This window comes from Endothiovibrio diazotrophicus, assembly GCF_054657215.1.
On sequence record NZ_BAAHXB010000021.1, the window covers coordinates 47,612 to 61,562 of the forward strand.

Consider the following 13,951-nt stretch of genomic DNA (forward strand, 5'->3'; position numbering starts at 1 on the left):
TTTGCTCGCAGATAAGATTGACTCTTCGTTTCAGACCACTATCGACATCTAGACAAAGTACGTAAATCACCACAAGGGCATTCCCGAATTGCGGATCATTCGTTCGAGATTAGCTCAGAAATCAAAGCATCGCGCTGATCAACAAGGATGTTTCCTTACGTCATTCCGATACCTCGCTACCACCACACCTAGTCTCAGGCAAGACATTTTCTGCCTGATTACGTGTTCAAATACACAAAGTAATGCACCACCTCATTATAGCCCCGGATGCATGCAATAGTGTTTAGCGTGCGGGATAATTCCCAAACTCGATATCGGGAAAAGCGTGAGTATGTTGTTGCCCCTGATCAACCGCCCGGATGTTGAACTGGCCCATCTGATCACCCCAGAGCGCCTTCATCACGGTACCGGTTTGAAATGAACCTCGCTGGTAGGTAAAGGTCATTTTGTATACCTTGTCCCCATTATCCAGGACGCCGGCCTCGTTCATCAGTTGGGAAAAAGAACCAGCGTTCTGGCTCAACGTCACTTGCTCAATCGGCAACGCCCCCTCGCGAATCACCGCTATCACGTCAAAGGCGCTGTCGGCGACGTCCAGCAGAGCGGGGCTGTAGCCTCCCATTATTACCTGCGGCGCGAGACGTCGAGTGGCATTGTAGCCGAGGGGTTGGGCCCCTTGCCCTGCCGCAGTTTGCTCCGGATAGTTACCCCAACGGAGCGCCGGGAAAGCGTGGCTACGCTGCGCTCCCTGATCGATTGCCTCGATGTTGAACTGGCCTTCATCGCCTCCCCAAGCCGTCGAAAGCGTCGTAATGCCGAATGAGCCACGGGGGAACACATAGGTGGTTTTATACACTTCGTCGCCGTTCGGCAGAACTCCCGCAGGACTCATCACCATAGCAAAATCGCCGTTCGTAGAGCGGAACGATACGGTTTGGATGGGTAGAATGCCGGGGCGGACCACCGCGACGATATCAAATTCACTGTCGCTTAAGTCGATCATCGACGGCGACACGCCACCGGCGATGACCTGCGGGCCAATTCGGGCGGTCGCATCGTAGCTGACCAACGAACTTGATTCACTTGGCAGAACAATGACCTCTTTTCCGATAGTCGCTGTTTCGCCCGTAGAATCGATTACCGAGAGCGTAATGGTATAGACCCCCTCCTGATCAAAGGTAAATGAAGCCGTTGGTCCTAGCCCTACCTGATGGTCAGAAGTGTTCCATGAGTAGTTGATAATCTCGCTAGCTGGCTCACTTCCGGTCGCGTCCACATCGACTGTCAGGGGAGCCGCCCCCTCGACCTGGGAAACCGTGAAGACAGGGGTAAGCGGCATGCCTACGACCACGGTTTCCTCCGCTGTTCCGCTGTTCCCGTCGTTGTCGGTGACTACCAGCGTAACGACATAAGTGCCGGGTTGATCGAAAGTGAATGACGCGAGACTGCCAAGGCTGCTCCGCCCGTCGGAGGAGGACCAGCGGTAGGTCATGATGCTACCATCCTGATCGGCGGAGCGACTTCCGTCGAACGTCACTGTCAACGGCGCATCACCTTCCGCGTGATCGACAGAGATTTCTGCAGTCGGAACCCCGTAGCCTGCGGGCCGTACCTCGACAGACTGCGTGGCGATGCCGGTTGCCCCACGGTCATCGGTGACCGTCAAAGTGACGGAGTAGATGCCTTCCATCGCGAAGGTGGCCTGCGCAGAATTGCCGGAGAACGTCAATCCGTTCGAAGTAGTCCATGCGTATTCGACGATTTGGCCGTCATCGGTTGAACCGGTCCCATCGAGCGTGATGCTTAGCGGTGCCTCGCCAGAGGTGGGTGAAAGAGCAATCACCGCCGTGGGATCTTGGTTGGGAGGCTGAGGCCCTTCCGCGTACAGCTGTTGGATCTCGGTTTCTATAAGCGTTCGGCTGTATATGCGGACCTCATCAATGGTCGCCTGCAAATGATCATTGCAACAGGTATCACCTTGTTTTCCAATCCGAATGGGTTCTCCTGGATTACTATTTATTGTTTGAATTGGCAATGTTTCCTGTACTTTAAGCTCCCCATTCAAATACCCTTTGTACAAGCCACCTTTAAAGACCTGAGTAACTAACGTCCATTCATTGTCCGGCAAAATCATCCGCTGAGTCGCCGAGGCTTCATGCCCCGATTCTCCACCGGCCACAAAATATTCATCTGCGACGGAAAAACCCACTTCATTATTTGAACTAACACCTGACCACCACGCCTTTCCGTCCCAATCCCAACGATTCGGACCACCACCCCCGAAGCTGTTTAGCCTCTTTTTTATCCAATATGAAATCGTCAATTCGTTTTCTATTAGTGACATGGGTGAACTTTCTTCTGCCTGAAGATAGTTGTTGTAGTCACCTACCAACTGATAGCCCTGACCTATAGCTCCCTCAACATAACTCCCTGACCCCATCTCTTGACCGTGAATGCTATTTTGGGAACTATCGTCTACATTTCCTTCTAGCTGATAATAAGCAACCAACCCATCCGAGGGGGCGGCCGATATGGACGATGCAAAAACAAACCCTGCTGAACACACCGCCCTCACTAACAATAATGCTTTTGTATTCATATACGATGCCTTGTTTATATAAATTCGGCGAAAAAGCCTGTGTAATGCTGCACATCTTTTCAGATTGGCACACACATCTCAACGCGCCACATATCACTTCAATAGTTCGTTCATCAACTTATCGAAACGCTACCAACCTAAAACATTTACCAAGTTAGTAATTTATATGGCTCTGGGTTAGTCATTGGCATTCTCTTCGTGACCTTCTTTGATCAAATAATCTCCAAACAACGATCTTTTTTTCACGTAACCAGCAGGCACGTCTTTATCTTCGACGAATTTGGGTTCCAAACGATATACCCCGTCGCGGATTTTTTTGGGTGGGGGAGGCGCGATCACAGCTGGCGCATCCTCGCTGTCGGTAAATGACTGGAGTGGTTCTACAGGAGTTGAAGTTGCCTGTCCAATACCGTCCTTTGCGGCTCGACGATTGAGCTGTAATTCTTTTGTAGTACCGTCCGTCCCCCTTAGCTCAACTGCCCGTGATTGTATCGAAACCACCGTCCACTGGCCGATGGTATCTCCCTCGTGCGCGCGAAATTCCTGGTTTTGAAGCGTAAGATAGGCAGTACGGCTTCCCGCCATTACTCCCACTCCATGAAGCGTAAAGTCTTCGGCATGGATACTGTTGAAGACGCTCAGGAGTAGAACGAAGGAAAGAGCTCTGCTAAGCATTTGAACAGGACGAAAACGATGTTTTTGGGCACACATGAAGGGGGGTTACCGGTCTAGTTGAGCATCTTCGCATCACGGGACATCCACTTCTCCTCGGCATTCGACGGGGACTGATATAGTGCGAACAGTTGTAATGGTGCGGTCGATCTCTTCACCTCTTCGGGTAACTTTATGGCGAACTTGAACTCTTGGCTCGTTCCGGCGGCGACCGGCAACCGGCTGATTAAGTAGAATCCCCGCTGAACTTCGCTGGGCGCCTCCGTATCCTCGGGCTTCAGTTGGATCTCGACCTTATCGAAATCGATTCTCCCGTTGATCGCCATCAATACTACCCTCAACTCACCCTCCCGTTCGACCTCGCCTTGGTTCGCTACTTTGACGGTGGCCTGAATTCTGGCTCCACCCCCATCGTTCCAATGCGTGTCAAGTTCCATTGTTACCGAAGTTTCGCCGCTCGGGAGGGCGGGTTGACCCAGGAACCCGGCCGCCGTGGAAGCTCGGGCCAGAAAAATCATGCCGCACAGGAAAAACAGAAGAGTGAAGCCCTTCAGAGAGTAGATGTTGTAGTTCATAGATCAATCGGTATTCAAACGGTGTAGAGCTACCTAGGGAACACGGAGCGCTAAAACGCATCCGCGCACCTAGATTGAGCGAAGAATGGATCAAATCTCCGGATAGTTTCCAAACTCGATGTCGGGAAAAGCGTGGGTATGCTGCTGTCCCTCATCGACTGCCTGGATCTTGAACTGGCCCGGTTCATCGCCCCATACGGTGGAGATCGTCGTATTCGAGCCCAGCGACCCCCGAGGGAAGGTGTAAGTCATAGTGTAGACTTTGTCACCGTTGTCCAGGTGACCTGCCTCCTGCATCAGCGCGGAGAACCCCCCTCCCTGATTTTGGCTAACCGACACTTGGCTGATAGGCAGCACACCATCACGGACAATCGCTATAACATCGAAGTGTTCGTCAGCAATATCGAGCAACGCAGGGCTGTAGCCCGCCATCACCACCTGCGGAGCAAAGCGCTTGGTAGAATTGTAGGAAACTGTCGAAGGCGAACTGGTTGAAGCTGTCTGCTCGGGGTAGTTGCCCACGATCAGCTCTGGAAATCTGTGGGTACGCTGCTGCCCGGAGTCCACCGCCTGGACGTTGTATTGGCCCGACGAATCCCCCCACGTAGTGGCCATAGTCGTAGTGCCGAACGCACCTCGACTGAAAGTGAAGGTGCTCTTGTAGATTTCATCCCCGTTGGGAAGAACACCCGCCGCTTGCATCGCTAGGGAAAAGGTTCCAGTGGAAGACCGGAAGGACACCGTACCCAGCGGGAGAATTCCGGGGCGGATGATGGCGACGATGTCGAATTCGGTATCGGCCAAGTCGATTTTGGAGGGAGAGATGCCGCCCGCAATCACCTGCGGGCTCAAACGAGCGGTGGCGTCGTAGGCAACACCGGTTCCCGACGTCGTGCCCCCAGTATTGAATGAGAATAGGCCGCTAAGTACCGAATTGGCATCCACGGCGTAAGTGGACATCGCGGATGTAGTGAGCAGAAGGGCCGATACAGCGACCCCGATCGTGCGGTAATTCATGTTGACCTCATTAAGAAAATATGGATCGGTATTGTGAGTCAATATGGAGGGGCCAAAGCGCAGCCGACGAAAATGCCGGCTGCCGCCGCCTATGGCCGACTACATTGCAGGGTAGTTGCCCATCTCCAGCGCCGGGAAAGAGTGGCTCTGCTGACCTTCGTCCGTGACCTCTACCCGAAATTCCGAAACTTGCTCCTCGCCAAACAGGTCGCGGAAAGCTCCCGTGGGGAAGGAGCCGCGAGGGAAGGTATAGGTGATTTTGTACATCTGATCCCCGTTGGCCAGCGTGCTGACGTACTGCATTGTTTGAGCAAAGGTTCCCCCATTGCGCAGAGTAACGCTTCTGATTGAGGTAATGCCTTCGCGAACGATCGCCTTCACATCAAACGAGGTGTCACCGAAGTTGAGCAGCGCGGGATCGAACCCAACCATAACTGGCTGGGGTTTAACTCGCTTGGGGCCCGCTTGCGTGTAGCTCGAACCAGAAGACGCTTCCGAGGTCACGGCAAGGTCGGGGTTGTTGCCATACTCCAGGTTGGGGAACGAATGACGCATCTGCCCGGCATCAACCACAGTGATGTTGTACTCACCCACTTGACTGCCAAAAAGATTGGGCAGCTGAGTGTTCATCGGGATCGATCCCCGAGCGAAGCTGTAGGTCAGCGTATACACCTTGTCACCGCCCTCTAGATCGCCGGCGTAGGTCATAGCGACGGGGAAACCGCTCGTGTTCTCAGAGAGCGAGACCTGAGAAATCGGAGTGGCACCTTCGCGAACTACCGCCACCACGTTGAATTGGTCATCAGTAATGTTGAGCAGCATCGGATCGAACCCGGCCATCAAAACCTGTGGGCGTAGCTTGACGCTTCGGGTAGGGGTAGGCGCCGGCGTGGGGATAACTTGGCGGGTTACCGTCACCTGTGCAGTAGCGCTGGCACCATCGGTGTCGGTTGCGGTCACCACTATGTCATTGCTTCCGACCCCGAGATCGACGGAGGTAGTAAACGCGCCTGCACTAACGTTAACCACCGGAGCCGAGACACCGGTGGTTTGGTTGACTACCGCGACACCCTGGATATCCACGAAACGGGCAGAGCGGAACAAAGCGCGCAACTCGTCCGGATTGGTTGCCGCCAGCATCACACCGCCTCCACTTGTGGCGATCTCCTGCATGGCAGCTTGATAACTACTGTCAGACCCAAGCCCGACCACATTTACGGTGACTCCAGAAGCCGCGGCATTGGATGCCGCGCTAGCAGGATCGGATCCGTCCCGGCCGTCAGTAAAGACCACCATTACCTGACTGGCCCCACTACGTCCATTGGCTCTGAACTGCGAAGCCGCTTCGTTGATACCGGAGGTTATGTTGGTGTTACCACCAGGCGACGCATGTGATGTGATGGCCTGCTCAACAGCGGCAGCAACACTAGAGACTTCGGTGAGGGGCACCGCAACGCTGGCGCTATCGGTGAAAAACACCATTCCGAGGTGAATATTGACGCTGGGGCCAAAGCTGTTCATCAACTCCCGAACTGCCTGGAATCGATCGCGGGTTGGATCAGTGCTGCTCAAGCTCCCGGAGTCATCTAGCACCAGAATTAGATCAATTCCAGCGCCACCTCCCACGGCAGTGGCCAGACCGGAAACCGTGACGTTGTCCGCTTCAATTGTGGCCCCGTCATTGGGGCTGTCTATGGTGACGGTGGGAGCAGCCCATGCCAGAGAAGAGACCGATAGGACCAACACGCCAAACAAACGTTTCAATGTTTTGGTTCTCACTACATATTTCCTCATTTTCTGGTGTCCATTTCTCGTAGGATTGGGCGAGATCACGAGAAAATGCTTCCCGGATGGATCTGATGGCGCCTCCCCCAGACTTGGAACCGCTGGAGTCGTTTGAGAAAGGCTCGCGAGGAGCTTTTTCGATAAGAACGATAACAGAAATTTATCTAATATATTTGTAAGAAAATTCTGAAAATTTGAGGAGAGAAAGAATCAAAAACTCTGCCAAAGCACGAAGCAACACTTAGCGCACTTAAATATCGACACAAATTGTATGTGCTCGATATGAAATCTACCGTTTCAGTAGTATTTTTAGAGCGCCTTGTAAAATGAAGGGGAAGAAGGGACCCCCTCAACCACCAGATGTAATCAGGGAATCAAGATGGGGTGACCGCCCTGCCATCCCCGTTTCCGCTACGCAACCAACCGCCGCACCAACTCCACCTCGACGCTCTTCCGACTTTGTTTGAACACATCAAAGCCTCTCTCCGGCACATCGACCAAGGCACTTGGGGAGGCAGCGTTCTTCTTGACCACCGGTTCCAGGCATGCGGTGCTTGGTCGGCCCCCCGATAGCCGAGAAAGATCACCCGCACCGCCTCCTGCTGGCCAAACCACCTGAACTGCGGATGGCCTGCTGAAGGGTGTAGATCGTTGGGAACTCCAGTAGGTCGAGGCCGGCGCGCACGAGGTTGGGGTTGACCACCAACATGTCCCCCCCACCCAATCGGCGATCCCTGATCGCGCAGATCGACCTTCACTCCGGCACACACCCTACCACACCCCACCTTGAGTCCTTTACCCACGATGTTTCGGGGGGACCGTGTAGGCGGTACTGCTGTCCTATTTGGTAGATATCGCAACCTCTCACCGCCATCAAGCGGCCAAACGTCTGTTTAAAAACATCTCACTCTTGGAAACGAAATCGTGCATCCACGTTTTCGCACGCCCGTCATTTCCACAAACGTACCGTTTTCGCTATTCAAACCTTCCACGGTCTGCTTTCTATCAACCAGACCATGTCGGGTTAATTGCCGCATATCACTCAGACAAGGCTTACACGAATAGCGCCTTATACTGACACGCTCCCCATGCCAATCCCCTGCGCGACCGCCACGGCGTCGGCGATTCCAAAGGGGAGAAAACCTCAAATCACCCGCAGTATTCGGAATACCCCATCGGCATTCGATGGGGAGATCGTTCTATTGCTCAGAGACATCAAAAAAAGGTGAACTTCATGTCAAATCAGGGTGTTGCCGCACAAAGCCTCGTCACGTTCAGGAACAGCCAGGGACTCCAGGCGAGGGGTACGCTCCTCAGTCTCAATCGGACCAGCATCGTGATGGAGGTCTACAACCCCTACTCTGTGGTTCAGCTGAGTGAGGTGCTGGAACAGATCACGATCCGCAGAAACAGCGGGGTGATCTACCAGGGGCGCGGGGTGGTCTCCAACCTGGTCAACACCGGTCTGATGCTGATCGTCTCTGTCACTCCTGTTGACGATTGGCATGACCTCTCCCACATCCTCGACAGCGGCGAAAAGCTCCACCGGGAGACCTGTGCCTTCATCGATGAGTGGGAGGAGGCCCACCGGCTTCACCCCGGCTACCAACTGGCAGTGATAGAGATCCGGTCGTTCCTGCTCAGCTTCCATCAATGGCTGCACCAGGTCGATCTGGACTATCCCCCCTCCTCTTCCGCGGACGATGAGCTGCCCCGCGAGTCCTTCGAGGGCATCGCGGCGCCGTTCGTCGAGCGGATGAATCGGCTCTCCCAGCGTTTCGAGGAAGAGGCGGAGCAGATTCCCGAGGAACTGGTGTCGATCCACAAGTCGTTTACCCAGCGGGATCTCCACCCCCTGCTCCTGACCGCGCCGTTCGTCCACCGGGTCTACGCCAAGCCCCTCGGTTACCCCGGCGACTACGAGATGATCAACATGATCTACCGGGACCGGCTGATGGGGCGCGACACCTACTCGAAGATGGTCAACACCCTCTACATCCGGGCGCCGATTCCCCAGTCGGTTCGCCACCGCAACGACACCCTGGTCGAATACCTGGTCGATGAGACCCACCGGGTGATGCAGCGGGGTCGGCGCTTGAGCGCCTTCAGTGTCGGCTGCGGATCGGCCCACGAAGTCTCCCGCTTCATCCGCAATCATTCGATCGCCACGGCCGCCGATTTTCGGTTGATGGATTTCAATCAGGAGACCATCGATTCCGCTCGGGAGCAGATCGGACAGGCGGTGGCGGAGAGCGGTCGGTCACCGGGCCTGGAATTCGTTCACCAATCGGTCCACACCCTGCTGAAAAACGCCTCAAACAAACGGAAGGACAACGACGACCTGGATACCTTCGACTTCGTCTACTGCGCCGGGTTGTTCGATTACCTCTCCGACAAGGTGTGCGGAAAGCTGCTCGAACTCTTCTATCGACACACCAAACCGGGCGGTTTGGTGTTTGTCACTAACATGCATACGAACAACCCGAACCGGTTTATGATGGAACACACAATGGAGTGGTATCTCATCTACAGAAATGAATCCCAGATGGAGAGTCTGGCACCGAAAGTAGGCATTCAACGCACCTACACCGACCGGACAGGGATCAACCTGTGTTTGGAAATCAGGAAGCCGGAAGAACAATGATGGACACCGACGACTTCGACGAGAAGCTCCGGAAACTCTACACCGTCGCCGACCAGCAACTGCGCCACAAACGGGTCCAGATGGGGATCTGGCTCTACGTTGCGTTCATGCCGCTGTTCGGGATACTGGATTGGGTGGTCTACCCGCAGCACTTCACGGAACTGATTCTGGTTCGGGGGATCTTCATCGCGATCTTCTTCGGCTTCTATGCGATCACATTGAAAGGCTCCCCGCAGATCGTCAACCGGTTGGGGCTGTTCGCCGCCTTGACCGCCGCGCTGTCGATTTCGGTGATGATCGCACTGACGGAGGGAGCGAACTCCCCCTACTACGCCGGGTTGAACCTGATCGCGGTGGTGATGTCGCTGTTGCTCCCGTGGACCATCGCCGAAACGGTCGTGGTGACCGCGGGCACGCTGCTGCTCTACGGCCTTGGTTGCCTCGGTCACCTGTGGCTCGTGCCCTCGGGAAGCCCCGTCGGCGACATTCTGATCAACAACGTCTTCTTTCTGGTTGCTACCAGCATCATCTGCGTCGTCGCGAGCCATCTCCAGTCGGTGCATCGATTCAACGAATTCCGGCTCAACTACCAACTGAGCCAGCAGAATGCGGAACTGGCGGAGCTGGACCGGTTGAAGTCCCAGTTCTTCGCCAACGTCTCCCATGAGCTGCGCACCCCGCTGACCCTCATCCTCTCCCCGATTCAGGAGCTGCTGGAGCTGCGACGCAATGTGCCCGAGTCGATCCGTGAGCCACTGCGCATCGCCCAGAGCAACGCCTATCGGCTGTTGCGGTTGGTCAATGACCTGCTGGAGATCATCCGCCTCGAAGAGGGAGCGGACAATCTGGCGCGGGGACCGGTGACCCTCAACCGGGTGGTCGAGGAGCAAGCCGCGGGCTGCGCCCACATCGCTTCCGGCAAAGGGGTGCGCCTGGAGCAGACCCTTCATGGCGACCCGCTGGTGGTGTCGGGCGACGTGGGTGCGTTGGAGCGGATCGTGGTGAACCTTCTCAACAACGCCGTGAAGTTCACCGAGCGCGGGGGATGGATTCGGCTCACCACCGGTGTGCGGGAGGAGGAGGCCGGACGGTTTGCGACCATCGAGGTGGCCGACAGCGGTATCGGTATCCCGGAGGCGGAGCTTCCGCACATCTTCGATCGCTTCCGTCAGGTGGACGGGTCATCGACCCGCCGCTTCCAGGGCACCGGCCTGGGACTTTCCCTGGTTCAGTCGTTGACGACGCTGCTGGGGGGATGGGTGGAAGTGGAGAGTGAGTTGGGCAAAGGGAGCACCTTCCGGGTTGTCCTGCCGCTCATGGAGGAGAGTGGGCTCGGTCCGGAAGCACCAACCAACTCCGGCGCCGCCGGCGACGAGCTGGAGGCGCTGCATCGGGCGGCGGCGAGACACGTGGTGGGCAGCGAGAATTGGGAGGAGTCACCAACTGCCGCCGGCGACGATGAACGCCCGGATGAACGTCCGCGACTCCTGGTCATCGAGGATGACGCCAGCATGCGGCGCTATCTGCAACGGATCATGGAAAAGAATTTCCACGTCCTCACCGTCGCCGACGGGGAGAGCGGCATCCAGGCGGCATTGGAATATCGTCCAGCGCTGGTGCTGCTCGATCTGATGATGCCGAAGATGGACGGCTTCGAGGTCACCCGCCGACTGAGGGCCGAGGCCGTTCTGGACAACACGCGAATCATCCTGATGACCGCCAAGGAGGGAAAGCAGGTCCAGGTGCAGGCCCTGGAGGAAGGGGCGGACGACTTCGTGCCGAAGCCGTTCATGCTGCCGGAACTGCGGGCGCGGGTACGCAATCTGGTGGAGCGGCACCGACTCTTCGATGAGCTGGAGACCAGGAATCTCCAGCTCTCCGAAGCCCTCCACAACTTGCACCGGACGCAGGCCCAGTTGATCCACTCAGAGAAGCTCAACGCCCTGGGCACGCTCTCGGCCGGCATGCTCCACGAGATCACCAATCCCCTCAACTTTACGACGATGGCGCTCGGCGTGCTGAAAGACGATCCGACCATCATGGAAGACGAGGATCGACGGGAGGCGCTTGCCGACATCGAGGATGGCATGGGGCGAATCGGTGACATCGTGGAGGACCTCGGCACCTTCGCCCACCCTTCCGGCGAGGGCGTGGGCGCCACTTTTCCGGTGGAAAAGGCGGTGAGGGTCGCCATGAGATCGACGAAGAAGGCGTTGGAGGGGATCGATGTGGTCACGGAGATTGCCGGTTCCCATACCGCCAGGGGCGCCCAATCCCACATCATCCAAGTGCTGATCAACCTGATCAGCAACGCCTCCAAGGCGATCCGCGAAGCGAACCGGGGAGCGGAAGGGATGATCCGCGTCCGCTGCGAGCCCGTCGGGGAATTCCTGCGTTTTTCCGTCTGGGACAACGGTACCGGGATTCCGGAGGAGCGGTTGTCGCGGGTCTTCGATCCTTTCTTCACCACCCGTGACGTCGGCGAAGGGATGGGCATGGGATTGAGCGTAAGCCATACCATTGTCGAGAATCACGGTAGCGAGCTGCGCGTCGAGAGCGTCTGGGGAGAGTGGACGAGGTTCTCCTTCGAGCTTCCCATCGGGGAGTGAAGCCGATGGTGTCCTACTCCCGTTACCGCCGCTCTATCCACACCATTCAGCCGGAGGGAGTGCCCCTCTCGGAACCGAGGTATCCGTTCACATGAAAAGCCCCATTGACTACCAACGCTTCGCCGTGCTCTTCGTCGATGACGAGGAGCAGGCGTTGCGAGGGTTCAAGCGCTACTTCTCCCGCGAATTGCGGGTCCATACCGCGCCGAGCGTCGATGCGGCGGTGGAGGTGCTGGACGCCCATGGCGACGAGATCGGCGTGCTGCTCACCGACCAGCGGATGCCGGGAAAGCCCGGTGTGGAACTGCTCGACCTGATGCGGGAGCGCCACCCCGAGATCGTGCGCATCCTCACCACCGGCTACACCAACCTGCCGGAAACCATCGAGGCGGTGAACCGCGGAGAGATCTTTCGTTACGTTCCCAAGCCCTGGAAACCCGAGCTGTTGCTGGCGGAACTGAAGCATGCCCTGGAACTCTTCGCCCTGCGCCGGGAACGGGGCCTCCTGCTGGAGGAGAAACTCAGCGTGCGCCAACGACAGGCCCAGAGCAACCGGATGCGCGAACTGGTGGCCATGGTCGGTTCCCTGCATCGTCTGCGGCGGGCTCAGGGAGCGCTGAGGGCGTTCTTCACCCAACTGATCGACCTCGCCCCGGCGATGCCAGTGAAGGACTCGCGGGGCTGGGAGCCGGAAAAGATGTGGGAACAGGTCCACCGGGAGGCCAACGGCATGTTCTGGCTGGGACGCCACATTGCACAACAACTCGATGGCGACTACGCGCTGAATGACGAGATCGAGCCGTTCTCCGTTCTGGAAAGCGCAGTGGACCAGATCGATATCGAGGTCGAACGGCGTTTCCCGCAGACCTTGCCCTCCATCCGCGGAAACGAAGGGATGTTCAGCAGGCTCGCCGGAATTCTGCTCCGGGAGGCGGAGCGAATGCGGGGCGACCGTCTACCGGTATTTGGTGCGGAGGAGAAAGGTGGCGGAATCCGCCTGATGGTCAACATTCCCGGCCCTGTCACTTTCCCCGCCGAAGGTTCCCTTCTTACCTCGGCCCCTTCCGGCGTGGAAGTCACCGACAGACCTTTCCATGGTGACCTGTTTACTGCCTATCTCATCACCTATCACTTGGGGGGAGCGTTCAAAACGAGCTACGGGGATGGGTTGACCTATCAGGCGGACCTGCCCGCCGACCCCCTCTCCGCTGAGGAAGAGGTCACGGAGCCTGATTGGATGGACGGGATTCTGGCTCGGCTTGAGGGGTTGGGGGAGATGGCGGACTTCTAGGCGACTACCGTGCCACGCCGTTGACTCCGTCACCGGAGTTACTTGTCGTTTTCCCATGGAAAACCGCAACCCTCCCGTCTCGCCTTTCGCCGCTCGGGCCGCCGAAAAGGAGCGGGATCGCGCCCGTGATCTCCAACGGGTTCAGTCGGGCGAGATTTCCGGGCGCGAGCTGGCGGCGGGCAACGCGCTGATCAAGCCGCTCCGGGCGCGGAAAGCTCGCATCCGTTTTGCCTGACACACCCCCTCCCCCTCCCCCTCCCCTCAGCGAACTCATTGACTCTCTCGTCGGCCACATGGACGAGTCGCTGCGGTCTCGTTGCGCCATCATCGGGGGCCAAGCCCTCAGCTTTTGGGCCTACCATTACCTGATCGATGAGCTGACCGGTGAGGAGTTCACACCAGACACAATATCGATGTTCTCGACAGAATTCCCTTGATTCCCCCCACGTTTGATCGCCGACCCAGGGAGCGGCGCCCCTTCCTCTGCTGACCATTGCGAACGTTTCCACGTACGGGTGACAACCGCCGCGGGTAGTCCCCCCCCAGCTCACTTGCGCCGCCAACGCCGACGACAAAGCGCCGTTTGTGGCAACCAACCCCGCCTCCGGCTCCCCTCCATCGACGCTCACTTTACTCGGCATCGGCTTCTCCGTGGCCGGTGGGTAGTCAGGTAGGGGCCATCGCCCCCTCCCCCTGGCCCTCCATCTCACGGATACCTAGCACATTGAAACAACAAAAAAGAAGACCCCAAGAATTGGG

Annotated in this window: 9 protein-coding genes; 4 read left to right on the plus strand and 5 right to left on the minus strand. The window is 57.1% G+C overall.

Features of this window, described 5'->3' with window-relative positions:
• Window positions 1-283: 283 nt before the first annotated feature.
• The 5 genes from ACYQ2W_RS08030 to ACYQ2W_RS08050 all read right to left on the minus strand — a co-directional run bounded on the left by ACYQ2W_RS08030 (window position 284) and on the right by ACYQ2W_RS08050 (window position 6,642).
• Window positions 284-2,599, minus strand: a complete 2,316-nt coding sequence (locus ACYQ2W_RS08030; protein ID WP_459865062.1) for a PKD domain-containing protein — start codon at window positions 2,597-2,599, stop codon at window positions 284-286.
• Window positions 2,600-2,776: 177 nt separating this feature from the next.
• Window positions 2,777-3,184 (minus strand): hypothetical protein, encoded by a 408-nt coding sequence (locus ACYQ2W_RS08035; RefSeq protein ID WP_459865064.1) that lies wholly within the window; start codon window positions 3,182-3,184, stop codon window positions 2,777-2,779.
• Between the two features lie 143 nt (window positions 3,185-3,327).
• Window positions 3,328-3,846 carry a hypothetical protein gene (locus tag ACYQ2W_RS08040; protein WP_459865066.1) on the minus strand — a complete coding sequence of 173 codons (519 nt, stop codon included), beginning with the start codon at window positions 3,844-3,846 and terminating at the stop codon, window positions 3,328-3,330.
• A gap of 90 nt (window positions 3,847-3,936) precedes the next feature.
• Window positions 3,937-4,863 carry a hypothetical protein gene (locus tag ACYQ2W_RS08045; RefSeq protein ID WP_459865068.1) on the minus strand — a complete coding sequence of 309 codons (927 nt, stop codon included), beginning with the start codon at window positions 4,861-4,863 and terminating at the stop codon, window positions 3,937-3,939.
• Between the two features lie 99 nt (window positions 4,864-4,962).
• Window positions 4,963-6,642, minus strand: a complete 1,680-nt coding sequence (locus tag ACYQ2W_RS08050; protein WP_459865070.1) for a VWA domain-containing protein — start codon at window positions 6,640-6,642, stop codon at window positions 4,963-4,965.
• 1,345 nt (window positions 6,643-7,987) lie between these two features.
• Between ACYQ2W_RS08050 and ACYQ2W_RS08055 the strand changes: the two genes are divergently transcribed.
• The 4 genes from ACYQ2W_RS08055 to ACYQ2W_RS08070 all read left to right on the plus strand — a co-directional run bounded on the left by ACYQ2W_RS08055 (window position 7,988) and on the right by ACYQ2W_RS08070 (window position 13,427).
• Window positions 7,988-9,292: a class I SAM-dependent methyltransferase gene (locus tag ACYQ2W_RS08055; protein WP_459865072.1), complete on the plus strand. Its 1,305-nt coding sequence runs from the start codon at window positions 7,988-7,990 to the stop codon at window positions 9,290-9,292.
• Entirely contained in the window at window positions 9,289-11,901 is a 2,613-nt protein-coding gene (locus ACYQ2W_RS08060; RefSeq protein WP_459865075.1) for an ATP-binding protein, read from the plus strand. Before ACYQ2W_RS08055 ends, ACYQ2W_RS08060 begins: the two co-directional genes overlap by 4 nt.
• Before the next feature lie 91 nt (window positions 11,902-11,992).
• Window positions 11,993-13,192 (plus strand): response regulator, encoded by a 1,200-nt coding sequence (locus tag ACYQ2W_RS08065; protein ID WP_459865077.1) that lies wholly within the window; start codon window positions 11,993-11,995, stop codon window positions 13,190-13,192.
• A gap of 55 nt (window positions 13,193-13,247) precedes the next feature.
• The gene (locus ACYQ2W_RS08070; RefSeq protein WP_459865080.1) at window positions 13,248-13,427 is read left to right on the plus strand and encodes a hypothetical protein; all 180 of its coding nucleotides are present in this window, start codon (window positions 13,248-13,250) and stop codon (window positions 13,425-13,427) included.
• The last annotated feature ends 524 nt before the right edge of the window (window positions 13,428-13,951 follow it).

Coding starts and splice junctions, on each gene's coding strand:
- ACYQ2W_RS08030 (WP_459865062.1), bottom strand. CDS start 2,599: ATGAATACAAAAGCATTATTGTTAGTGAGGGCGGTGTGTTCAGCAGGG.
- ACYQ2W_RS08035 (WP_459865064.1), bottom strand. CDS start 3,184: ATGGCGGGAAGCCGTACTGCCTATCTTACGCTTCAAAACCAGGAATTT.
- ACYQ2W_RS08040 (WP_459865066.1), bottom strand. CDS start 3,846: ATGAACTACAACATCTACTCTCTGAAGGGCTTCACTCTTCTGTTTTTC.
- ACYQ2W_RS08045 (WP_459865068.1), bottom strand. CDS start 4,863: ATGAATTACCGCACGATCGGGGTCGCTGTATCGGCCCTTCTGCTCACT.
- ACYQ2W_RS08055 (WP_459865072.1), top strand. CDS start 7,988: ATGGAGGTCTACAACCCCTACTCTGTGGTTCAGCTGAGTGAGGTGCTG.
- ACYQ2W_RS08060 (WP_459865075.1), top strand. CDS start 9,289: ATGATGGACACCGACGACTTCGACGAGAAGCTCCGGAAACTCTACACC.
- ACYQ2W_RS08065 (WP_459865077.1), top strand. CDS start 11,993: ATGAAAAGCCCCATTGACTACCAACGCTTCGCCGTGCTCTTCGTCGAT.
- ACYQ2W_RS08070 (WP_459865080.1), top strand. CDS start 13,248: ATGGAAAACCGCAACCCTCCCGTCTCGCCTTTCGCCGCTCGGGCCGCC.